Origin of the sequence: Nocardia sp. MDA0666, from assembly GCF_003023875.1 — a bacterium.
Lineage (GTDB): Bacteria > Actinomycetota > Actinomycetes > Mycobacteriales > Mycobacteriaceae > Nocardia > Nocardia aobensis.
In genome coordinates this window covers 693,896-719,690 of sequence record NZ_PYHT01000001.1, presented here as the reverse complement: position 1 = coordinate 719,690, position 25,795 = coordinate 693,896, and the positions used below count along the sequence as shown (strand labels likewise).

Sequence of the window (25,795 nt, the reverse complement as noted above, 5' to 3'; positions counted from 1 at the left end):
CACAGTGTGGACCGCAACAGGTCACTCCGCGCAGCGTCGTGGTGCGGAGAGGTGAAACAATGCTCGCCGGGGCAGTCTCCCCGGGTCGGATGCAATGCCGACACAAGCTTCCGAAACCGTGGCGTGGCGGGGGGATCGACCCGCTCGACATTACGCCTTCCACTTTAATACGGACAAATCGCTCGTAGTTCCGACCCATTCGACAAGGCCTCCATATGCCTTGTGCGAGTGGCGCTTTCGGGCCGTCTACAGGTTTGGCGGCACGTCGTGATAATACGGCGAAGAGTTGTCGCACAGTGCTCGCCAAGCTCGGCGAGAGGGGGTCCTCAGCTACGCAGGGCACGCACACGATCTGGATAACACCCTCAATCGGGCAGTGGCTCGTTCCCGGCTCCGATTGGGGCGACCTCGTGTGCGTCGAACCGCGCGTGATCGAAATAAGTTACGGGTGCTCGGGTCGATTCGGAAATCCGGCAATTCGGGATTCCGGCAACTCGGGGAATCGCAAATGCAATTGCATTCGCAAGCAAGGGTACCGCAACGGGGAATTCCGCGCATGGAAACAGGTGGGGGTGTGCGCTGCTCCGTGTCTCGGAATTCGAGGAGGGGTTAGACGATGAGTCCGGATTCAGCCATGCCTGCCGACCGAAATCCTGATCTGATTCCGCTTTCCAGGGCGCAATACGGAATGTGGCTGGCGGACAACCTACCCGGGGGACCGAACGTCAATATCGCCCACTACGTCGAGATCGAGGGGTATATCGACTACGCCGCCTTCGCAAAGGCGGTGAACGACGCCGGCCACGAGAGCGAGTCACTCATCGTCCGCGTGGTCGAGGTCGGCGGTCGTCCGTATCAGTACGTGGATCGCGGCATCGTCTACGACGAGCCGCTGCTGGATCTGACCGAGGCCGCGGATCCGCACGCGGCGGCGATGGACTGGATGCGCCGCGACTACGGCAGCAAGGCGGTCGATCTGGCCCGGGACCGGCTCACCACCACGAAACTCATCCGGATCGGCGAGGACCGGTACCTGTGGTACGCGCGTGCTCACCATCTCGTCATCGACGGCTACGGCGCGTTCAACCTCATCAACCGCGTGGCCGAGCACTACAACGCACTGATCGAGGGCCGAGCACCGACGCCGCCGGCGGCGCTCGGGCTGAACGACATCATCGCCGCCGAGCACGACTATCGGACGAGCCGGCGGTTCGACACCGACCGGGCGTACTGGCTGGACAAGGCGGCCGACCTGCCGCCGGCCGCGAGTTTGGCGGGGCGCTCCGCCAAATGGAGCGAGGACGACCGCTTCGCCGGGCGCACGTTGCCGGCGCCGCTGACCGCGCGGCTCGACCGTTTCGCCGACGACCTGCACGCCTCGACAGCGCAGGTGGTTGTCGCCGCGTTCGCCGCCTTCCTCGCGCGCATGACCGGTACCGACGAGGTCGTCCTGTCGCTGCCGGTGTCGGGGCGGGTGACGCGGCGATTGCGCAATGCCGCCGCGATGCTGGCCAATATGGTGCCGATCCGATTCACCGTGGACCCGGCGACCACGGTGGAGGACCTGGTCCGCGCATCGGTGTCCGAACTCGTGCTGGCCATGCGTCATCAGCTCTACCGGTTCGAGGACCTGCGCCGCGAGTCCGAGGCCGTCGACGCGGCGGCGACCTCCTTCGGCCCGATCGTCAACATCCTGTTCTTCGATTCCGAGATCCGCCTCGGCGAGGCGACCGGCCATTACCGCGCACTGACCTCCGGAGCGCTCGACGATCTGCAACTCAATATGTACCGCGCCGGCGCCGACGCACCGCTGGCGGTCGAACTGCACGGCAACGCCAACCTGTACGGCCAGGACGAACTCGACGCCCATGCCGGCCGCTTCGTCGACTTCCTCGACCGCATGGCGAACTCGCCCGCCGATGCCCGGCTGGTCGACATCCCGCTGGTCGATCCCGCCGAACAGCGCAAGATACTCGGCGAACTCGCGGGCCGCCAGGGGACGGCTACAGCGGCGACACTGGCCGACCTCGTCACGCGGCAGGCGGCGTTCTCGGCGTCCGACGTCGCCGTCGACGACGGGACGACCGCGCTGACCTACCGCCAACTCGACGAGCGCTCCAACCGGTTCGCGCGCAGGCTCATCGCCCTCGGGGCCGGGCCGGATACGCTGGTGGCGATCGCGCTGCCGCGTGATGTCGATCTGATCGTGGCCGCACTGGCCGTCGTGAAGACGGGCGCCGGATATCTGCCGCTGGACCGCGCACACCCGCTCGAGCGCCTCGACTACGTGGTGAACGACGCCGAACCGATCGCCCTGGTGACGAACCGGAGCATGTCCGATCGGCTGCCGGAGGCGGGCCGCGTCGTGCTGTTCGACGACGACGCCACCGAGAGCGGCGAACCGATCACCGATGCCGACCGGGTGCGTCCCCTGCGTCCCGGCAACGTCGCCTATGTCATCTACACCTCCGGATCGACGGGGCAGCCGAAGGGTGTGGCGATCACCCACGGCGCGGTCGCCGCCTACTTGACGAACGCCACTGGCGAGATCGGGGTACGCGCCGGGGACGTGTGGACGCTGTTCCATTCGTTCGCCTTCGACTATTCGGTGTGGGAGATCTTCGGTGCGCTGGTCACCGGCGGCCGGCTCGTGGTGGTGGACGGTCCTGTCACGCGCTCACCGGACGAGATGGTCCGCCTCGCCGCGCGGGAGAAGGTGAGCGTTCTCAGTCAGACACCGTCGGCGTTCCATCAGTTCGCGGCCGCGCGACAGCGCTATGTGGACGCCGGGCAACCGGACGGTGAGCTCGCCCTGCGCCTCGTCGTCCTCTCCGGTGAGGCGCTGGATCCGGCGAGTCTGTCCGGCTGGTACGCCCGGAATCCGGATCTGCCGGTGCTGGCCAACAGTTACGGCATCACCGAAACCACGGTCTTCGTCACATACACCCCGTTGGCGCGCGACGGGGCCGTGCCGGGCGCACCCAGCACCATCGGACCGCCGCTGCCGGGCCTGCGCGTGTATGTCCTGGACGAGCGCCTGCGACCGGTGCCGCTGGGAGCCTGGGGCGAAATCTACGTTGCCGGATCGCAACTCGCCCGGGGCTATGTCGGCCGGCCCGGGCTGACCGCCGGACGCTTCGTCGCCGACCCGTTCGGTGCACCGGGTGCGCGGCTGTACCGCAGCGGTGACATCGCGCGCCGGAATCTCGAGGGCGAATTGGAGTATCGAGGCCGCGCCGATCGGCAGGTGCAGCTGCGCGGGTTCCGGATCGAACTCGACGAGATCCGCGCCGCGTTTTTGAGCCACGGTTCGGTGTCGGCGGCGGTCGTCGTGGTGCATCTGCCCGGCACCGAGGCGGCCCGGCTGCTGGCCTACGTGGTGCCGGCCACCGGAGCGGTCTGTGTGGCCGAGGAGCTGCGCACGCATGTGCGTTCGATCCTGCCGGACTACATGGTCCCGGCCCATGTCGTGGTTCTCGACGCGCTGCCACTGACCGTCAACGGCAAGGTGGACCATCGGGCCCTGCCCGAGCCGGCCCCGGATTCGGCGGCGGCGTACGTGGCGCCGCGCACGGCCGTGGAGGAGACCATCACCGGTGTCTTCGCCGAGGTCCTGGGCGTCGACCGGGTCGGCGTGCTGGCCGACTTCTTCGAGCTGGGCGGCAACTCGCTGACGGCCACGGGGGCCGCGGTGCGGATCGCCGAATCGACCCGATGCGAGGTATCGGTGCGCGAGCTGTTCGAGAAGCCGACCGCGGCCCAGCTCGCCGCCCATATCGACGGCGCCCGCCGGTCCGCTCGCCCCGCGCTGCGGCCCCAGCCGCGAGTCGACCCCATTCCGCTCGCACCCGCGCAGACCCGGATCTGGCTGATCAATCAGATCGAACCCGAATCGGGCGCCTACAACATCCCGCTGGTACTGCGGCTGTCCGGACGGCTCGACACCGCCGCCCTGCGCGCGGCCCTGGCCGACGTGATCGAGCGGCACGAATCCCTGCGCACGATGTATCCGGCGGTGAACGGCCGAGGCACGCAAGTGATTCTGCCGTCCGAGGATGTCGTCGCCGAACTGGATGTGACGCCGCGACGCGTCTGCGCCGACGAACTCGACCACCGGATCGGCGAGCTGGTGTCGACCGGAACCGATGTGCGCCACCGGCCGCCGATCCGAGCCACACTGCTCGCCACCGCCGATCACGGACACGTCCTGGTGGTCGTCCTGCACCACATCTGCTGCGACGGGTCGTCGCTGCCGCCACTCGCGGCCGATTTCGCCACCGCCTACCGCGCGCGGGCGCAGGGGCACGCCCCCGGCTGGCAGCCACTGCCGGTGCAATACGCCGACTACAGCATCCGGCAGCACATGTTACTGGGCGACGACACCGATCCCGAGTCGCTCGCCGCTCGCCAATTGCACTACTGGACAGCGCAATTGGCGGATATGGCGCGGCCGCTGGAACTCCCGGCCGACCGCCGGCGGCCGGATCGCCGGTCCCTGCTCGCCGATGTCGTCGACACCGCGATCACCGCCGAAACCTACGCCGGGATCGAGCAGCTGGCCCGCACGGCGAAGGTCACCACCTTCATGGTCGTGCACGCCGCGCTGGCGGTGCTGCTGGCCCGGCTGTCGGGCTCGGCCGACATTGCCGTCGGCACGCCGGTCGCGGGCCGCGGCGAACGCGCGCTCGAACCGTTGATCGGCATGTTCGTCAACACCGTGCCGCTGCGGACGCGAGTAGATGACGACGACACGTTCACGGACTTCCTGGCGCGGGTCGAGGACATCGATCTCGGCGCACTCGCTCACAGCGACCTGCCCTACGAACAGGTCGCGGAGGCGATCGAGCCGATGTCGGCGGCGGCGCAGGACCCGCTGTGCCGGGTGTATCTGGCGTTCGACAATATGGACCGCCCGACCCTCGAGCTGGCCGGGGTCACCGCCGAGGTCCTGGATCCGGGACCGCAGCCGGCGAAGGTCGACCTGATCGTCACCGTCGCCGAGAATGCCCGGGCGGCAGGCGATCCCCCGATGCGGATCAACTACGCGACCGATGTGTTCGACCGCGGCACGGTCGAGAAGTTCGCCGCGCGCCTGCATCGGATTCTCGAATCGGTCGTGCGTGATCCGGGGCAGCGGGTCGGCGCGGTCGATGTGCTGTCGGCCGGTGAGCGCGCCGCGCTGGTGCCCGCATCCGGTGGCGGCGCCGAGGCGCCGCTCGTGCTGGCCGAGCTGCTCACGGTCCGGGATCCGGAGGCCGTGGCGATCGTGTCGGGCGGGCACACACTGACGTACGGGGAGTTGGACGCTCGGTCGAATCAGCTGGCCCGGGTGCTGATCGAGTACGGGATCGGAGCCGACGACCGGGTCGCGCTGGTGCTGTCGCGGTCGGTGGAACTCGTGGTGGGAGTGTGGGCCGTGGCGAAGACGGGTGCCGCCTTCGTCCCCGTGGATCCGCGCAATCCGGCCGAGCGCGTGGCGGTCATGCTCGCGAACGTCCGGGTCGCTGTCGCCGTGATCGCGACGCGGGACCTGGTGCCGCAGACCACCGAGCGGCTGGTCCTCGACGAACCGCACACCGAGGCCCGCATCACCTGCCGCTCCGCGTCCGCGGTGACCGACCGCGACCGGATTCGCCCGTGCCGGGTGTCGAATACCGCGTACGTGGTCTACACGTCGGGTTCGACCGGCGAGCCGAAGGGCGTCGCCGTGACGCACGCGGGTGTGGCGAATTTCGCTGCCGAACAACGGGATCGGTATCGGATCGGCGATTCCGCGCGCGTGCTGCAGGTGGCGGCTCCGGGCTTCGACGCGCTGATGCTGGAACTGCTGATGGCACATCCGCACGGCGCGACGCTGGTGGTCTCGCCACCGGATGTCTTCGCCGGTGAGCCGCTGGCGGAAGTGATTCGCAGGCAACGGATCTCGCATGCGTTCCTCACGCCCAGCGTGCTGGCGACGATGTCGCCCGCCGAACTCGGGTCGTTGCGCGTGCTGGTGGCCGGTGGGGAGGCGGTCTCGGCCGACACCGTCGCGGTGTGGGGACCCGGACGCCGGTTGCACAACGGCTACGGACCGACCGAGACCACGATCATGGTGGCGATCAGCGATCCGCTGCGACCCGATGATCGGGTGACGATCGGCGGTCCGATTCGCGGTGTGCGGGCGCTGGTTCTGGACGAGCGGCTGCGGCCGGTGCCCGTCGGAGTGACCGGACAGCTGTACATCTCCGGCATCCATCTCGCCCGCGGATATCTCGATCGGCCCGCGGAGACGGCGGCGGCGTTCGTGGCCGAGCCGTTCGGCGCGGCCGGGGAGCGGATGTATCGCACCGGCGATCTGGCCCGCTGGACCCCCGAACGCACCCTCGAATACGCCGGGCGCACCGACTTCCAGGTGAAGATCCGCGGGCAACGCATCGAACTCGGTGAGATCGAGGCGGTCCTGGCCGGTCATCCGGACGTCGCCGCCGCGGTCGCGGTGAGCGTCGCGACCGACGGTGGAATGCGGCTCGCCGCCTATCTCGCGCCCGGCGACGACGTCGTCGACGTGGCCGCCGTGACGTCCTATGCCGCGCGCCACCTGCCCGCGCATATGGTTCCGGAGTCGGTGACGGTACTCGACGCCCTGCCGCTGACCTCGGTGGGCAAGGTCGACCGCGCCGCCTTGCCCGAGCCGGTATTCGCCAGTGCGCGAACCGCTTTCGTCGCGCCGCGCGATGCGGCCGAACAGCTCGTCGCCGATGTGTGCGGCGCCGTGCTGGGCATCGACCGGGTAGGCGCCGCCGACGACTTCTTCGCCCTCGGTGGCAATTCGCTGTCGGCGACGCGGCTGGTCGCGCGGCTGAGTGCCGCATTCGGTGTCGAGGTGTCGCTGCGCACCGTCTTCGACGCCCCGACGGTCGCGGCGCTCGCCGCGGCGCTGCGCACCCTCGACACATCCGGGCGGGAACCGCTGGTGCCGCAACCGCGACCGGCGCGCATCCCGCTCTCGCCGGCCCAGGCCCGGATGTGGTTTCTCAACCAGTTCGACACCGACTCCGCGCTGTACAACATCGCCCTGGTGGTGGGCATGTCCGGCCCGCTCGATGTGGCGGCCCTGCGTGCGACCGTCGCCGATGTGGTGGACCGGCACGAGGCGTTGCGGACCGTGCATCCGGACAGCGAGACCGGGCCGCATCAGGTGATCGTGCCGGTGCGCGAGGCGCTGCCGCCGCTGGAGCCGGTGACGATTCCCGCGGCCGAACTCGAGGCGCGAATCGCCGCGACGGCCGCTGCCGGATTCGATGTCACTCGCGACGTTGCGTTCCGGGTCGTCCTGCTGCGCACCGCGCCCGAGGAACACACGCTGGTCCTCGTCGTCCATCACATCGGCTTCGACGGATCCTCGCTCGCGCCACTGGCCGCCGACCTGATGACCGCCTACGAGGCACGCCGCCGGCAGCACGCGCCGCGATGGGAACCGCTGCCCGTGCAATACGCGGATTACGCACTGTGGCAAGGCAAACGGCTCGGCTCCGAAGACGATCCGAGCGCTCCGGCCGCCGTGCAGGTCGACTACTGGCGCACGGCGCTGGCCGATCTGCCCGAAGTGCTGGATCTGCCCACCGATCGCCCGCGCCCGGCGCGGCAGAGCTTCCGCGGTGCGACGGTGTCGCACACCCTGCCCGCCGACCTCGGGCGTGCGCTCACCGCGCTGGGCCGCTCCTGCGATGCCACGGTTTTCATGGTGCTGCACGCGGCGTACGCCGCCCTGCTGGCACGTCTGTCGGGCAGCGCGGACATCGCGGTCGGCACGCCGGTCGCAGGACGCGGAGAACCCGGACTCGAACGCCTGATCGGCATGTTCGTCAACACCCTGGTGTTGCGCACCCGCATCGACCCCGGCGCCTCCTTCCGCCGGATTCTGGAGCAGGTCCGCGCGACCGATCTCGCCGCCTTCGACCATGCCGACATCCCGTTCGAACGTCTCGTCGAGGTGCTGAATCCGCCTCGCTCCACGGCGCATGCGCCGCTGACCCAGGTGGGTTTCGCGTTCCACAACATCGACATTCCGGCGGTGCGGTTCGAAGGATTGACCGTCGATGCCCGGACCGCCGACCCGAGCGTGGCCAAATACGATCTGCACCTCAATCTCGTCGACACCGCGCGCCGCGACGGTGAACCGGACGGGATGGCCCTCGAATTCGGTTATGCGACAGACCTGTTCGACGAGTCCACGATCCGCTCGATGATCGACCGGTTCGTGCTGCTGCTGCGCGCGGTCGCCGACCGGCCCGATCGCGCGATCGGCGATATCGACCTGCTGACCGAGCAGGAGAGGCGCGAGCTGGCCGTGCGCGAAACCGGCGGGACCATGGCGCCGTCCTCGGCGACCATCGCCGAACTGTTCGCCGCCCAGGCCGCGGCGACACCGCGGGCGAGCGCCGTCCTCGACGCCGAGGACGGCACGCGACTCGACTACGGCGAGTTCGCCGCCCGGGTGAACGCACTCGCGCGGACATTGATCGACCGTGGCGTCGGCCCGGAAACCGTGGTGGCCGTGGCGATGCACCGCTCGGTCGACCTGCTGACCGCCCTCTACGCGATCCATGCGGCCGGTGGGGCGTATCTGCCGGTGAATCCGGAACATCCACTCGATCGGGTGCGCGCCGTGTTCGGCGCGGCACGGCCCCGGGCCGTACTCACCCGCCGTTCCGACGAGGCGAACCTCCCCGGCGACATCCCGGTCTGGGACTTCGCCGAACTCGGCGGCCGATCGCACGACGCCGCGCCGGTGACCGACCGCGACCGGCTCCGGCCGCTGCGACCGGAGAATCTGGCATACGTCATCTACACCTCCGGCTCGACCGGGGTGCCCAAGGGCGTGGCGGTATCGCATGCCGCGGTGGTCAATCAGCTGCACTGGCTGCGCGAGCACTACCGGCTCGGTGACGACGTCATGCTGTTGCGGACCCCGGTCACCTTCGACCTGTCGGTGTGGGAACTGTTCTGCGCCTTGACCTGTGGCGCCGAACTGGTGATCGCCGGCCCGGGTGCGGGCGGCGACCCGGAGGCGGTCGCGCGGCTGATCGCCGATCATCACGTCACCACGGCCGATTTCGTGCCGTCGCTGCTCTCGGCGTTCGAGGATACGGCGGCCGGTCACCGCTTCCCCGATCTGCGGCGCGTGCTGTGCATCGGCGAAACGCTGCCGGCCGACACCGTGCGCCGCTTCCGCGAACTCAGCGATGCGCGGCTCGACAACCTGTACGGGCCGACCGAGGCCGCGGTCAGCGTCACCGCCTACCACGTCGACGGTATCGACGGCGGCACCGTGCCGATCGGTACGCCGGAGCCGAATGTCGTGGTCCACGTGCTGGATTCGCGCCTGCACCCGGTGCCGGCGGGGGTGACGGGGGAGTTGTATCTGAGCGGTGTCCAGCTCGCTCGCGGCTACCACCGGCGCCGGGATCTGACCGCCGCGACCTTCGTCGCCGATCCTTTCGGCAGCGCACCCGGGTCGCGTATGTACCGGACCGGTGATCTGGTTCGCTGGGCGAAGGGCGGCGTCCTGAGCTATGTCGGGCGCGCCGACGACCAGGTCAAGATCCGCGGACTGCGCATCGAACCGGGCGATATCGAGGCGGCACTGCTGGCGCAGGACGAGGTGAGTGCGGCGGTGGCACGCGTCTACGCGGGCCGGGGCGAGCAACGCCTGATCGCCTACGTGGTCGCACCGGAAACCGCGGACACCAAGCAGATTCGGCGCCTGCTGCTGGAACGCCTGCCGGCCTATATGGTGCCGTCCGCCGTCATCCGGATCGACGGGGTGCCGCTCACGGCGAACGGGAAGATCGACTACCGGGCCCTGCCGGTTCCGGACTCGATCGGGAAGACGGAATACCGTGCGCCCCAGGGGATCGTGGAACAGACCGTCGCCGAGGTCTTCGCCGAACTGCTCGGCGTGCCCGTTGTGGGCGCGGACGACGACTTCTTCGACCTGGGCGGCAATTCGCTCGTCGCCACGCGCGCGCTGAGCCGGATCGGCGCCACACTCGATGCGTCCGTGCCGGTGCGGATGATCTTCGAAGCACCCACGGTCGCCGAACTCGCCGAGCGCATCACCCGGCTGCGGGGTGTGCCCGCGCTGCCCGCCCCGGCGCCCGGACCGCGACCGGATCGCCTCCCGTTGTCGACGGCGCAGACCCGGATGTGGTTCCTCAACCAGTACGACCCTCACGCACCGGGATACATTGTGCCGCTGGCGGTTCGGCTCGAAGGCCGCCTCGATGCGGACGCGCTCGCGGCAGCCGTCGGCGACGTGGTCGAACGGCACGAGAGTCTGCGCACCGTGTACCCGGCGGTCGACGGCGTGCCCACGCAGGTGGTCCTGGATGGGGCCGCCGTCGTCGCGGACTGGGACCTGACACCGCAGCGAATCGAGGAGCATGAGCTGGCCGGGCGGTTGGCCGCGCTGTCGACCACCGGATTCGACGTGTCCGAGGCGGTGCCGGTGCGGGTCGCGCTGTATCAGCTGTCGGACACCGTCCGGGTGGTCGCGATCGCGGTGCACCACATCAGTTGCGACGGCTATTCGGTGGCACCGCTGGCCGCCGATCTCGTGGCGGCGTATCGGGCGCGGGCCGGCGCGCATCCGTCGGATCGTCCGCCGCTGCCGGTGCAGTTCGCCGATTACGCTCTGTGGCAACGCGCGGTGCTCGGCTCGCCCGACGATCCGGAATCGCCCGTGGCCCGCGATATCTCCTACTGGCGAACGCGACTGGCCGGCATACCCGAGCTGCTCGAACTGCCCGCCGACCGGCCGCGCCCGGCCGATCAGAGCCATCGCGGCGCGCTGATCCACGCCGACATTCCGGCGGACCTGCAGAGCCGGATCGAATCACTGGCCCAGCGCGCGCGAGCCACGACCTTCATGGTGGTGCACACGGCGCTCGCGGTGCTGCTGTCGGGGCTGTCCGGCAGCGACGACGTCACCGTCGGCGTACCGCATGCCGGCCGCGGCCACCGGGTGCTCGACGACCTGGTCGGCATGTTCGTCAACACCTTGGTGCTGCGCACGCGCGTCACGCTCGATCAGACGTTCACCGGATTGCTGGACGCGGTGCGCCGCAACGATATCGAGGCCTTCGACCACGCGACCGTGCCGTTCGAGCAACTGGTCGACGCGTTGCGTCCCGCCCGATCGACCGCGCATTCGCCGCTGTTCCAGGTGATGCTCGCCTATCAGAACATGGTGCGGGCGCGTGTGGAACTTCCCGATCTCACCGTCGAAACCATCGATCCCGGTGACAGTTCCGCGATCTACGACCTGCTCTTCATGGTGACGGAGGAGCACGGTCCCGACGGTGAGCCGGCCGGTATGACGCTGCGGCTGACCTACGCGACCGACCTGTTCGACGCGGAGTCGGCACAGCGGTTCGCGGACCGGTTCGTCCGCCTGCTCGACGGGCTCACGACCGACGCCGACGCACCGCTCGGTGAGCTCGACCTGCTCGATGCCGCCGAACGGCAGCTGGTGCTCAAACGCTGGAACGACACCGGCGACCCGATGTCGGTGGGGCGGACCCTGATGGACGGCTTCCGCGAACAGGTGCGCCGCACCCCGCACGCTCCGGCGCTCCTGCCCGCCGACGGCGACGCGCTGACCTACCGGGACTTCGCCGACCGTGTCCACCGGCTGGCCCGATGGCTGATCGCGCGCGGTGCGCGCACGGAAACGACTGTGGCCGTGGCCGTTCGGCGCTCCGTCGACCTCGTGACGGCGTTGTACGCGGTGCTGGAGTCGGGTGCGGCCTTCGTCCCGATCGATCCGCAGCAGCCGAGCCGGCGCATCGCCGACGTGCTGGACGCGGCACACCCGCTCCTGGTTCTCACGACCTCGGCCGACGGCGACGGCCTCCCGCCGGAGTGTGCGCGCGTGGATCTCGACCGGCTGGACCTGTCCACACTGTCCGGCGACGCGATCACCGATGCGCACCGGCTCGCGCCGCTGCGGCCGGACAACGTGGCCTACGTCCTGTTCACCTCCGGCTCCACCGGCGTGCCCAAGGGGGTGGCGCTGACCCACGCCGCCACCGCGAGCCAGCTGGCCTGGGCGCAGCGGCAATGGCCGCACGGCGCCGGCGATACGGTCCTGTACAAAACCCCCGTCACCTTCGATATCGCGGTGTGGGAGCTGTTCTGGCCATTGCAGACCGGCGCGCGGATCGTGATCGCCGAACCCGACGGGCATCGCGACCCGGCCTATCTCGCGAACTGCATCGCGAACCGGGAGATCACCACCGTGCATTTCGTCCCGTCGATGCTCGACGTTCTCCTCGAAACCGTCGGTGATACCGAATTGCCCTCGGTACGAAGGGTGTTCGTCGCCGGCGAGGCGCTGGCGCGGTCCACCGTCGACGCCGCGGCGCGGGTGTTCACCGCGGCGGAGGTGGTGAACTGGTACGGCCCGACCGAAGCGGAGGTGGTGACCTCCGCGCGCTGCCTGCCCGGTGCGACGGTGCCCGCGACGGTCCCGATCGGCGCGCCGGTCTCCGGGATGCGGGTGTACGTATTGGACCGAAGGCTGCGCGCGGTGCCGGTCGGCGTCGTCGGCGACCTGTACGTCTCCGGTGTGCAAGTGGCGCGCGGCTATCACGGCCGTGCCGACGTGACCTGCGCGGCCTTCGTCGCGCATCCGTTCGGGGCACCGGGCGAGCGGCTGTACCGCACCGGCGATCTGGTGCGCTGGACCAGATCCGGCGAACTGGACTTCCTGGGCCGCAGCGATTTCCAGGTGAAGGTTCACGGCCAGCGCGTCGAGCCGGGGGATATCGAGGCGGCGGCGTGCGCGGTGCCGGAGGTCGCGCACGCGGCCGCGGTCGCGACCGCGGAGCGCATCGTGGCGTATGTGACGCTCAGGCCCGGCGCGGTCATCGACGGGCGGGCGATCCGGGACCGCCTCGCGCGGCTGCTGCCGTCGTATCTGGTTCCGGGGCGCGTCGAGGTGCTCGACCGGATGCCGCTCACCGCGAACGGCAAACTCGACCGTGCCGCGCTTCCGCAACCGGGGTTCGACGACACGGCGGAATTCGTGGCGGCGCGTACCGATCACGAAGCGGCACTATCCGATATCGTCGCCGCGATCACCGGCGGGGAGCGGGTGAGCGTCGCGGCGAACCTGTTCGAACTCGGTGTCGACTCGCTCTCGGCCGCCCGGCTGGCCGCGCGCGCCGAGGCGGCGCTCAGGGTGCGGGTGGGGATCCGGGACATCTTCGAGGAACCGACGATCGCCGGACTGGCGGCTCGTCTCACCCAGCGCGCGCCCTCGTCGCTGATCCCGCTCACGCCGCGGCCGCGCCCGGCCACGGTTCCGCTGGCGGCGGCACAGCGACGGCTGTGGTTCATCAACCAGTTCGATCCCGACTCGGCGGCCTACAACATCGGCTTCGCGGCACGGTTGACCGGTGCACTGGATCTGCGCGCTCTGCGCGCGGCGTTCGAGGACGTCGTGGACCGGCACGAACCCCTGCGCACCGTCTATCCCACGGTGGCCGGTGAGCCCTGTCAGGTGGTGCGGGATGTGACCGCGGTGACCGCGCAGCCGGCACCGGACGCGGAGCAGGTCGACGAGGACACGCTGCCGGAGCGAATTCGGCAGACCGTCGCGGCAGGCTTCGATGTCTCGGCCGAGGTCCCGGTGCGCGCGCGGGTGTATCGCACCGGGCCCGCGCAGCACATGCTGGTGTTGGTCGTCCACCACATCGCCGCCGACGGCTCGTCGATGGCGCCGCTGGCCCGCGACATCTTCACCGCCTACGCGGCGCGCGTGAAAGGCGAAGCACCGCAATGGAAACCGCTGCCGGTCCAGTACGCCGACTACACGCTGTGGCAGCGAGACGTACTCGGCGCCGAGGACGATCCGGAATCGGTGACGGCGCGCCAGGCCGCCTACTGGACGGCGGCTCTGGCCGACGCGCCGGAGCTGCTGGACCTGCCGGCCGATCGGCCACGGCCCGCGACCATGTCGATGACCGGTGGCAGTGTGCGATTCGGCATACCGGCGCCGCTGCACCAGGCGATCGTGGAGCTGGCCCGCCGCGAGGGCGTCACCGTCTTCGTCGTGCTGCATTCCGCGTTGGCGCTCGTCCTGGCGCGCACCGCGCACATCGGCGACATATCGATCGGCACCCCCGTGGCGGGGCGCGGGACGGCGGCGCTGGACGATCTGGTCGGCATGTTCGTCAACACCGTCGTGCTGCGCACACCCGTCCGCGACGACGTGTCGTTCGCCGAGCTCGTCGCGCAGGTGCGCGGGATCGACCTCGAGGCGCTCGCGCACGCCGATCTGCCCTACGAGCGGCTGGTCGATCTGCTCGACCGGCCTCGGTCCACGGCCTATACGCCGCTGTATCAGGTGTTGTTCGGATTGCAGAACGCCCCGGCGGACCGATTCCGGCTGCCCGGCGTCGAGGTGGAACTGGTCGATCCCGGTGTCGCCCAAGCCAAAACCGACCTCACCGTCCTGCTGACCGACGACCCCGGCCGTGCCGGGGCCACCGGAATGGACGGCGAAATCATCTACGCCACCGATCTTTTCGTCGAGTCCACCGCCCGCGCGCTGGCGGACCGGTTCGTTCGCGTACTCGACGCCGTGGTCCGCGATCCGGCCCGGCCGGTGGGGGACATCGCGCTGCTCGACGCCGACGAGGCCGAGCGGCTGGTGCCGGCGCGGGGCAGCACCGCACCCGCACCGCGGCTGCTTCCGGAGCTGCTCGCCACGGCGGTGGCCACCGCTCCCGAGGCGATCGCGCTGATCGACGGTACTCGCACCCTCACCTACCGAGAGCTCGACGCTCGCGCGGAAAAGCTTGCCGCCCAGCTCTTTTCGGCGGGCGCGAAACCAGGGGTCTGCGCGGCGCTGGCCGTGCCGCGCTCGGCCGACTATCACATCGCCATGTGGGCGATCGTGAAGACCGGCGCCACCTTCGTGCCGCTGGACCTGCGCTATCCGCCGGAGCGGATCGCCTATCTGCTGCACGACTCCGGCGCCGGCCTCGGCATCACGACGACCGCCGCGCGCGCCGCGCTGCCCGGCGATGTGCGCTGGCTGATGCTCGACGAACCCCGTGCTCCGGGCGAGATCGCGGTGAAACGTCCACGCGCACCGCGTCTTCGGGATGTGGCCTATGTGATCTACACGTCCGGCTCGACCGGGATGCCGAAGGGGGTGATGGTCACCCACGAGGGGCTCGCCGCCTTCGCGGACGAGCAGCGCGACCGCTACCGAGTCGAGCGCACCTCGCGCATCGTGCAGGTCGCGTCACCGGCCTTCGACGCCGTCCTGCTCGAAGCGCTGATGGCGCACGCCGCCGGCGCGGCGCTCGTGGTGGCGCCGCCGGAGGTGGTCGGCGGCGCGGACCTGGCCGCGCTGATCGCGGCGCATCGGGTGACGCATGCGTTCCTGACGCCGAGTGTGCTGGCGACGATGTCGCCCGCCGAGGTCGAGTCGGTGCGGGTCCTCGCGGTCGGTGGCGAGAAGGTGGCACCCGATCTGCTCGCGGCCTGGGCGGCCGGGCGGCGGCTGCATCACATCTACGGCCCGACCGAGACGACGATCGTGATCACGATCAGCGATCCGGTGGATCCGCAGGAAGTCCTCACCATCGGCGGGCCGATCCGCGGCGCGGAGGCGGTGGTGCTGGACGCGCGGCTGCGTCCGGTGCCGATCGGCGTGCCGGGGGAGCTGTACCTCGCCGGGTCCGCACTGGCACGCGGATATCTGAATCGCCCGGCCGTCACGGCGGCGTCGTTCGTGGCGAATCCGTACGGATCGCCCGGGAGCCGTATGTACCGCACCGGCGATATCGTGCGCTGGACCGAGCAGGCCACGCTGCAGTACGTCGGCCGGCTCGATTTTCAGGTCAAGATCCGGGGCCAGCGGGTCGAGCTGGGCGAGATCGATGCCGCCTTGCTCGCTGATCCGGCCGTCACCACCGCAGTCACCGTGACCCGCACCGGCCCTGGCGGGCGGACCGTGCTCGCGGCGTATGTCACCCTCGGTTCCGCCGCGACCGCCGCGCCGGGCGAGATCCTCGATCGGCTCGCGGCCACTCTTCCCGCGCACATGGTGCCGGCGACGATCACCGTCCTCGACCGGTTGCCCCTCACCTCGACCGGCAAGGTGGATCGGAAAGCGTTGCCGGAACCGGACTTCGACACCGCGACCGAGGGCGCGGCGGCCATCGCCGACGACCTCGAACGCACCGTGGCCGCCGCCTTCACCGATGTGCTGGGTGTGAGCGGCGTCGGCGCGACCACGTCCTTCTTCGCGCTGGGTGGCGATTCCATCATGTCGATCCAGCTGGCCTCGCGATTGCGGGCCGTCGGGATCGGTGTGACGGCGCGAGACATCTTCGAGCGCAAGACCGTTCGCGGCCTGGCGCAGATCGCGCAGGCGCCGGCGCGGGCGGCGCTCGAGGAACTGCCCGGCGGCGGAGTGGGCGAGATCGCGCTCACGCCGATCGTGGCCTGGTTCGTCGAGCATCTCGGAGCGCCGGCGCGGTTCGCGCAGTCCGTTCTCGTGCGATTGCCGCGTGACGCGCGGGTCGAGGACGTGGGTGCGACCGTTCAGGCGGTCGTGGAACGCCACGACGTGCTGCGCTCCCGGCTCCGGGCCGGTCTGTGGGATGTGTTGCCGCCGAGCGCATCCGAGACCGCCGGATCGGTATCGGTGCGCACCTTCGGCGACGGCGAACGACCCGGCTCGGCCGGCTTCACCGCCGTGGTGGAGGCGGCCTACGCCGGGGCGGTCGACCGGCTCGACCCGGCGACCGGTGCGATGGTGCACGTCGTCTGCCTGCTGCCGGAGCCGGGGGTGGACGCGGAGGCGCGCGCGCTCGTCGTGATCCATCACCTGGCCGTGGACGCGGTGTCGTGGCGCATTCTGTTGCCCGACTTCGCCACCGCGTGGCAGCGGATCATCGCCGGACGGACCGTCGAGCCGGCCGCCCCCGGCACCTCGATGCGGCGCTGGGCCGACGCGTTGGTCGAAGCCGCCGCGGCGCGCGCCGAGGAGTTCCCACTGTGGCAGCACATGTGTTCCATCCCGGACCCGGCGCTCGGACGGGCGCATGCCGATCCCGCGCTGGATACCCAGTCGACGGTGCGCCACTTGACGGTCACACTGCCGGTGGACGTGACCTCGGCGTTGCTTCGCGAGGTGCCCGCGGCCGTCCACGGCACCGTCGACGATGCGCTGCTGGCCGCGCTGGCCATTGCTGTGCGACGCTGGCGCGACCGCCGCGGCATCGACTGTGCGACAACGAGTGTCATGGTCGAGGGGCACGGGCGCGAGGAAGGGATCGTGGAAGGGGCGGACCTGTCGCGGACGGTCGGCTGGTTCACCACCCGGTATCCGGTGGTCCTCGACCTCGACGGGACCGACCCCGCCGACGTGCCTGCCGCCGTGAAATCGGTCAAGGACCAGTTGCGTGAAATCCCCGACAAGGGAATCGGTTACGGTCTCCTGCGCTTCCTGAATTCCGCGACCGCCCAGCGATTCGCCGATCTGCCGGAACCGCAGATCGCCTACAACAACCTCGGGCGCACCGGCATCGATCGCATGGATCCGGCGGATCCGGCGTGGGTTCCCTCCGGCGAAAACTTCGACCAGCGTGCGGCATTCGAGCCGGATATGCCGGTGGCGGCGGTGCTCACCATCGACGTGAACGTGCTCGACACGGCCGCCGGACCGCAACTGTCGGCATATGTCGGCTACGCCTCCCGGCTACTCGACCACGACGAGGTCACCGACCTCACCGGCGAATGGGTCGAGGCGCTCACCGCCGTCGCGGCCGCCGCCGACCGGGACTGGGGGCTCAGCCGCGCCGACGTGCCCCTCGTCGACGTGACCCGCACCGATCTCGACGCGTTCGCCCACCGCTACGGACGCCTCGACGACGTGTGGCCGTTGGCGCCGCTGCAGGCCGGCCTGCTCTTCCACGCCGAGATCGCCGCGGGCCACCTCGACGTCTATCTCGCCCAATCCGTGCTCACCCTCTCCGGCGAGGTCGACGAGGCTCGGTTCCTGCGTGCCGCGCACGCCCTGCTCGACCGGCACCCGAATCTGCGGGCCGCGTTCGCGCGTACCGCCGAAGGTGTTGCGGTGCAGGTGATTCCGGAGGCCGTCGAAGTGCCGTGGCGGCAGGTCACGCTCTCCGGCGCCGCCTCCGAGACCTCGGCTCTGCTCGATGCCGAGCGGGCGTCGTTCTTCGACCCGGCGCAGCCGCCGCTGCTGCGATTCGTGCTCGCCACCGTGGGACCGGGCGAGTTCCGGCTGATCCTGACCGCCCATCACCTCCTGCTCGACGGATGGTCGCTGCCGTTGCTGTGGCGGGAACTGATCGGCCTGTACGCGGTGGACGCACAACCCGAGCTGTTGCCAGAGGCGGTGTCCTACCGCGACTATCTGGAATGGCTGGCTCACCGCGATCGTGCCGCGAGCGAGGCGGTGTGGCGCGACGCGCTGCGCGATGTCACCGAACCGACTCTGGTCGCCGATCCGCATGCCGATGCGGCCGCGACCATGCCGATCGATCTGCCGGTGGAGATCGACGGTGAGGTGAGCGCCGAACTGGCGGACTTCGCGCGGTCCCACGCGGTGACGATGGCGACGATCGTCCAGTTCGCGTGGGCGGTGGTCGTGGGCAATCTGGTCAGCTCCGACCGGGTCGTCTTCGGCAGTACCGTGTCCGGCCGGCCCGCCGACCTGGCCGGGGTGGAGTCGATGATCGGGCTGTTCATCAACACGATTCCGGTCGTCGCCGACGTGCGCCGCGAGGACACCCTCGGGCAGGCCCTGACCCGGCTGCAGGCCGGCAACACTCGCCTGCTCGACCACCACTACCTCGAACTGCCGCGGATACTGTCGGCGGTCGACGCGGTGACCCTGTTCGACACGCTGGTGGTGTTCGAGTCCTATCCGGTCGACAGCAGCGGACTGGGCGCCGCCGATATCGACGGCATGCGGGTGGTCGCGGCGGACGGGCGCGACGCCGCGCACTATCCGATCACCGTCCAGGCCCACCACACCGACCGGCTGCACATCCGGTTGCGCTACCGGCAGAACCGGATTACCGACGCGACGGCGTCGGGGCTGGCCGACCGGTTGGCGATGGTGTTGCGAGCGATCACGAACAACCCAGGTGCGCCGCTGATGTCGCTGGATCTGCTGAACCGGGCCGATCGCGACGCCGTGGTCCCCGCCACCGGGGGCGCCGCGGCCGCGCCGCAACGCGCGGACCGGTTGCTCGCCGCGGGCATGTGGTTGAATCCTGCTGCGCCCGCAGTGATTTCGAGACGTCAGACGATGTCCTACGCCGAACTCGACGCGCGCTCCAACCGGTTGGCGCGATCGTTGATCGAGCAGGGGATCGGCCCCGGTGAGCAGGTCGCGCTGGTGATGCCGCGGTCGGCGGAACTCGTCGTCGGACTGTGGGCGACGGCCAAGACGGGCGCGGCGTTCCTGCCCGTCGACCCGCGCAATCCGGCCGACCGTGTGGCCCACATGCTCGCGGATTCCGCTGTGCGAGTGGCGCTCACGGTCTCGCAAGCGCGGGATCTTCTACCCGATGCGGTGTTCCCGCTGATCCTCGACGACCCGCTGACCGAGACGTCGATCGCCGCGAAATCCGCGGCCACGATCACCGACGCGGAACGCGTGCGCACACCGCGCACCGCGGACGCGGCCTACGTGATCTACACCTCGGGATCGACCGGAGTGCCGAAGGGGGTCGTGGTCACCCACGAGGGGCTGGCGAACCTCGCCGCGGTGGTGCGCGACCGCTTCGGCATCGACACCGGCTCGCGGGTGCTGCACGCGGCGGGCCCAGGGTTCGACGCCATGGTCCTCGAGATACTGCTGGCGCACACCGGCGGTGCGGTGCTGGTCGTCGCCGGGCCGGACGCCTATGCCGGGGAAGATCTGACGGAAGTTGTTCGGGCCCACCAGGTAACGCACGCCTTCCTCACCCCGAGCGTACTGGCCACCCTGTCCCCGGACGGAATGGATTCGGTGCGCGTGCTCGTGGCGGGCGGGGAGGCGGTGACACCGGAGTTGGTCGCGGTGTGGGCGCCGGGCCGGCGGCTGCTGAACGGGTACGGACCGACCGAGGCCACCATTTTCGCCGGCATCAGTGCGGCGCTGGCGCCGGGCGAGGTGGTGACCGTCGGCTGCCCGATTCGCGGTATGGAGGCCGTCGTACTCGACCCGTGGCTGCGTCCGGTGCCGGTCGGCGTGGCGGGGGAGTTGTACCTGGCGGGCCCGCAACTGGCTCGCGGCTACGTGAACCGGCCTGCGGCAACCGCGACCGCGTTCGTCGCGAATCCGTTCGGCCCGGCCGGTTCTCGCCTGTACCGCACCGGCGACCTGGCCCGCTGGACACCGGAGTACGCGGTGGAATATCTCGGCCGCCGCGATTTCCAGGTCAAGATCCGCGGACAGCGCATCGAACTCGGCGAGATCGAGGCAGTGCTGGCCGAATACCCCGGCGTCGAGCGGGTGGCGGTCGCGGTGCGCGCCGACGAGCGCGGCACCCCGCGGCTCGCCGCCTATCTGGTAGGCGATGGCGAGATCGATCCGGACGAGGTCACCGCCGCCGCCCGCCGCCGTCTGCCCGCGCACATGGTGCCCGATGTCGTGCTGCGCATCGCCGAGCTCCCGCTGACGGCGACCGGCAAACTGGACCGATCGGCGCTGCCCACACCCGATTTCGCGGTGCGGCGACGCCGGATCGCCCCCGGCACCGACACCGAACAACGCATCGCGGACGTCTTCGGTGACGTCCTGGGCGTCGCCGACGTCGGTGCGACCGACAACTTCTTCGAACTCGGCGGCACGTCGCTGTCGGCCACCCGAGCGGTGGCCCGCGTGCGTGCGGCCCTGGGTGTGCACGTCGGAATCCGGGACCTGTTCGACGCCCCGACGGTCGCCGAACTGGCCGCGCGCCTTGCCGACGCCGACCGGGCCGTCGCCGTGCGGCCGGTCGCGCGGACCCGGCCGGACCGGATCCCGCTCTCGCCCGCACAGCAACGGATGTGGTTCCTCAACCGCTTCGACACCTCGGTCGGCGCGTACAACATCCCGCTGGTGATCCGGCTGCGGGGCGACCTCGATGTCGACGCCCTGCGGCGGGCGTGCGCGCTGGTCGTCGACCGGCACGAATCGCTGCGGACCCGATTCCCGATGATCGACGGTGCCCCCTGCCAGGTCGTGATCGCCGCCGACGAGGTCGCGCCCGCGCTGATCCCGATCCCGGCCGACGAACGGCAGATCCTCGAGCGAGCGGCGGCGGTGGTGTCGGCGGGCTTCGACGTCACCCGGGAGGCGCCGGTACGCGCCGAACTGTTCGCCCTCGGCGACCGGGACCACGTGCTGGTGATCGGCGTCCACCACATCTGCGCCGACGGACAGTCCATGATGCCGCTCGCTCGCGACGTCGCGCTCGCCTATGAAGCGAGCCGGCAAGGAACACCACCGAATTGGCCGCCACTGGCCCTGCAGTACGCCGACTACGCACTCTGGCAGCGCGAGATGCTCGGCGACGAAACGGACCCGGACTCGCTGATCTCGCGGCAGCTGCGATTCTGGACCGGCACCCTCGCCGGACTGCCCGAACTTCTCGAACTGCCGACCGACCGGCCCCGCCCGCCCGTGGCGTCCATGCATGGCAGCACCCTCGATTTCGAGCTGTCCGCCGACCTGCACGCCCGTATCGACGCCCTCGCCCGGGCGGCCGACGCGACGGTGTTCATGGTGTTGCACGCCGGGCTGGCGGTTCTGCTGTCGAAGCTGGCCGCGGTCGGCGATATCGCGATCGGCACTCCGGTGGCCGGCCGCGGCGACCGTGAACTCGACGATCTGATCGGCATGTTCGTCAACACGTTGGTGCTGCGGACCCGAGTGGCATCGCCGCAGGCGTTCGAGGAATTGCTCGCCGCGGTACGGGACACGGATCTGGCGGCCTTCGCGCACGCCGACGTGCCTTTCGAAGAGATCGTGGAGGAGCTGAATCCGCGGCGCTCGACCGCGCATATGCCGCTGTACCAGGTGACGCTGGACGTGCAGGATCTCGGTGCCGCCACGCTGGAGTTGCCGGGCCTCACCATCGAACCTCTCGAAGAGGTCTTCGATCAGGCACGCGCGGATCTCAACGTCAAACTCGTCCCGAGACCCGGCGCCGACGGCCGGCCGGGCGGAATGGCCGGCCGCCTGACCTTCGCCACCGACCTGTACGTCGAAGAGACGATGCGGCGATTCACCCGGGCGCTCGTCCGCATCCTCGAGCAGGTGACCACGAATCCCGCTGTCGCCGTGGGGGATATCGACATCGTCGAGCCCAGCGAGCGTCGCCGGATATCGGCCGCCGCGGGGACCGACGGTGCCGCGGTGCCGGAACCGACCCTGCCCGAGCTGCTGTCCGCCCGCGTCGCGGCACATCCCGACGCGATCGCGGTGAGCGACGGTACGGCACAGCTCACCTATGCGGAACTGGATCGACGCGCAACCCGGCTCGCCGCCCGGCTCGCCGCGCACGGCGCACGCCCGGAAACGCTGGTGGCGGTGGCGCTGCCGCGGTCGGTCGATCTGATCGTCGGTCTGCTCGCTGTCGTGCGTGCGGGCGCGGGATATCTGCCGCTGGACACCGCGAATCCGCCGCGTCGCCTGCGTTTCGTCATCGACGACGCACGTCCCGTCGTGGTGCTGACCTCGGCCGATTGGGCCGCGCAGGTACCGAGGTGTGCGACGCCCATGGTGTCGATCGACGATGCGGAGACCGAATGCGAGGCCGGTAGCGCGCGGGCGCCGGTGGCCGCGCGGCCGGACAACCTGGCCTACGTCATCTACACCTCCGGCTCGACCGGCACTCCCAAGGGTGTGGCCGTCACCCACCGCGACGCCGTCACGCTGCTGACCCACGCCGCCGAACGATTCGACGTCCACCCCGGCGACGTGTGGACGATGTCCCATTCCTACGCATTCGATTTCGCGGTGTGGGAGATGTGGGGTGCGCTGCTGACCGGCGGCAGACTGGTCGTCGTCGACCACGACACCGCCCGCTCGCCCGACGCACTCGTCGAACTGGTGGCGCGCGAGAGCGTCACGATCCTGAGCCAAACCCCGTCGGCCTTCTACGGTTTCGCCGACGCCGAACGCAGATATCGCGAAACCGGCTGTGCTCATGGTGATCTCGCGCTCAGCTACGTCGTCCTCGGCGGCGAAGCCCTGGACGCGACGCGATTGTCGGGATGGTTCGCCGCCCACGCGCCCGGTTCCCCGCGGTTGATCAACATGTACGGGATCACCGAAACGACGGTGCATGTGACCTTCGCCGAGGTCGACGGTCCGGGCGCGGACCGGATCGGAGTGCCGCTGCCGGGACTGCGAGCCTATGTGCTCGACGACCGGCTGCGGCCCGTGCCGATCGGGGTGCGCGGTGAAATCTGCATCGCCGGAGCGCAACTCGCGCGCGGATACCTGCGGGCACCCGCGGCGACGGCCGGCCGTTTCGTGGCGAATCCGTTCGACCCGGACGGCGGCCGGTTGTATCGCACCGGTGACCTCGGCCGCTGGCGGGAGACCGGCGGCGGCCTGGAACTGGCCTATGCGGGGCGCGGTGACGCCCAGGTCCAGCTGCGTGGGTACCGGATCGAGCTGGGGGAGGTCGAGTCGGCGTTGCTGCGGCATCCGTCGGTCGCGCGGGCCGCCGCGGCCGTGCATCGTCACGAGCGCGAGGTCGACCAGCTGATCGGATATGTGGTCGCCGCCGACGGACAGCGTCTCGATCCGGGGCAGGTGCGGGCGGCCGCCGCCGAGGTCCTGACTGGTTACATGGTGCCCTCGATGGTGATGGTGCTCGATGATCTACCGCTGACGGTCAACGGCAAACTGGACCGAAAAGCCTTGCCCGCACCCGATTTCGACGCCGCCGCACAACGGTTCGTCGCACCGCGCACCCGCACCGAGAAGGTGATCGGCGAGGTGTACGAGCACATCCTGGGCGCCGCGCGGGTCGGGGCGACCGACGGATTCTTCGATCTGGGCGGCAACTCGCTGCTGGCCACCATGGCGGTGACCGAACTGCATACGCGCGGTGTGACGATCGAATTGCCGTGGATGTTCGAGGATGCGACACCGCGGACGCTGGCCCGCCGAGCCGACGAGTATGACGGCGAATCGGGCCTGAGCGTGCTGCTTCCGTTGCGCGCGAACGGATCCGAGCCGGCCGTGTTCGCCGTCCACCCGGCGGGCGGCCTGGCGTGGTTCTACGGCGGGCTCATCGAACATCTGCATCTGGATCGGCCGGTCTACGGCCTGCAGGATCCGCACGTCGTCGCCGGTGAACCCGCCGCCACCTCCGTCGACGAATTGGCCGACCGCTATGTGGCCGAGATCCGCCGAGTGCAGCCCACGGGTCCCTATCACCTGCTGGGGTGGTCGCTGGGCGGGCAGATCGCGCACGCGATGGCAGTGCGGTTGCGCCGCGACGGCGCCCGGGTCGGCATCGTGGCGCTGCTCGACAGCGCGGCCGACACGCTCCCGCAACCCGCGGCCGAGGAACCCGCGCCCGGACAACTGATGACCGATCTGCTCGGCGGCTGGCGCGAGCTGTTCGACCTGGGTGACGAGCTGGTGGTGAGCACGCACGAACAAGCGTGGGAGGTCATCCGCGAGCAGGTGATCGCGACCGGACTGTTCACCGCCGAACAGACGGATCGGGTCATGGCGAGCTTCCGCACCGCCGGCGATATCTCCACCCGCCATCGGCCCGAAGTCTTCGACGGTGACCTGATCCTGTTCACCGCCGGACAGGATCACCCCGAACACGACGCTCTCGCCGACACCTGGCGGCCCTACGTGGGCGGCGACCTCCACAACGTCGTGGTCGACGCCCGCCACCTCGAATTGAGCCATCCCCGTGCGCTGGCCGTCATCGGCCCCGTCCTCGAAAGGTTCATGGAACAATGCTGACCACTCTGCAACATGTGCGACTCGATGACGGCAGAACGGTGACCTGCACCAGTCCTGCCGAAGCCAGAATGCTGTGGGGGGAGACGACCGCGGCCGACGGGTTCTACCGCCGCGCGGCCGAATTCCTCAGTCCCGGCCAGGTCGTTCTCGACATCGGCGCCAATATCGGCCTCAGCGCGATGATGTTCGCCGACACGTGCCCCGGCACCCGCGTCATCGCGGTCGAACCGGTGCCGATGACCTTCCGATGCCTGGACCGCAATATCGCGGCGCATGTTCCCGGCGGGATATCGCTGCGGACCGCGGTCGGCGCCATGCCGGGGACCCGGCCCTTCACCTGGTACCCGCGCGCGACGGCGAATTCCGGCTTCTTCGCCGATCGTGCGGCCGACGACGAAGCGACCGCCACCTATCTGCGCAACAACGGGCTGGAGGACAGCGCCATCGCGGTCATCACACAGGGTCTGCACGACGGCGTGCAACTCGAGGTCGGAGTCACCACCGTGTCGGCGATCCTGGACCAGCACTGCCGAGGATGCGAGGTCGGCTTGCTCAAAGTCGACGTCGAACGCGCGGAATGGGAAGTGCTGCTCGGCATCACCGCCGCGGACTGGCGGCGCATCCACGTCGTCGTCGCCGAGGTCCACGATCGCGACGGCCGTCTGCGCGAGGTCTGCGACCTGCTCACGCGGCAGGGCATGTCGGCGCAGACCCGCCAGGACCCGCGGCTGGTCGGCACCGAAATGCACGAGGTCTTCGCCGTCCGGCCGCGCATCGATCGGTGAA

The 25,795-nt window shown here is 70.0% G+C and carries 2 protein-coding genes; both read left to right on the top strand.

The genetic code is table 11. The features are described 5' to 3' along the window. Positions 1 to 616: 616 nt before the first annotated feature. Positions 617 to 25,009 carry a non-ribosomal peptide synthase/polyketide synthase gene (locus C8258_RS03390; RefSeq protein ID WP_146161148.1) on the top strand — a complete coding sequence of 8,131 codons (24,393 nt, stop codon included), beginning with the start codon at positions 617 to 619 and terminating at the stop codon, positions 25,007 to 25,009. Continuing rightward, the gene (locus C8258_RS03385; RefSeq protein WP_036505704.1) at positions 25,003 to 25,794 is read left to right on the top strand and encodes an FkbM family methyltransferase; all 792 of its coding nucleotides are present in this window, start codon (positions 25,003 to 25,005) and stop codon (positions 25,792 to 25,794) included. The genes C8258_RS03390 and C8258_RS03385 overlap by 7 nt, the downstream gene beginning before the upstream one ends. Position 25,795 lies beyond the last annotated feature (1 nt).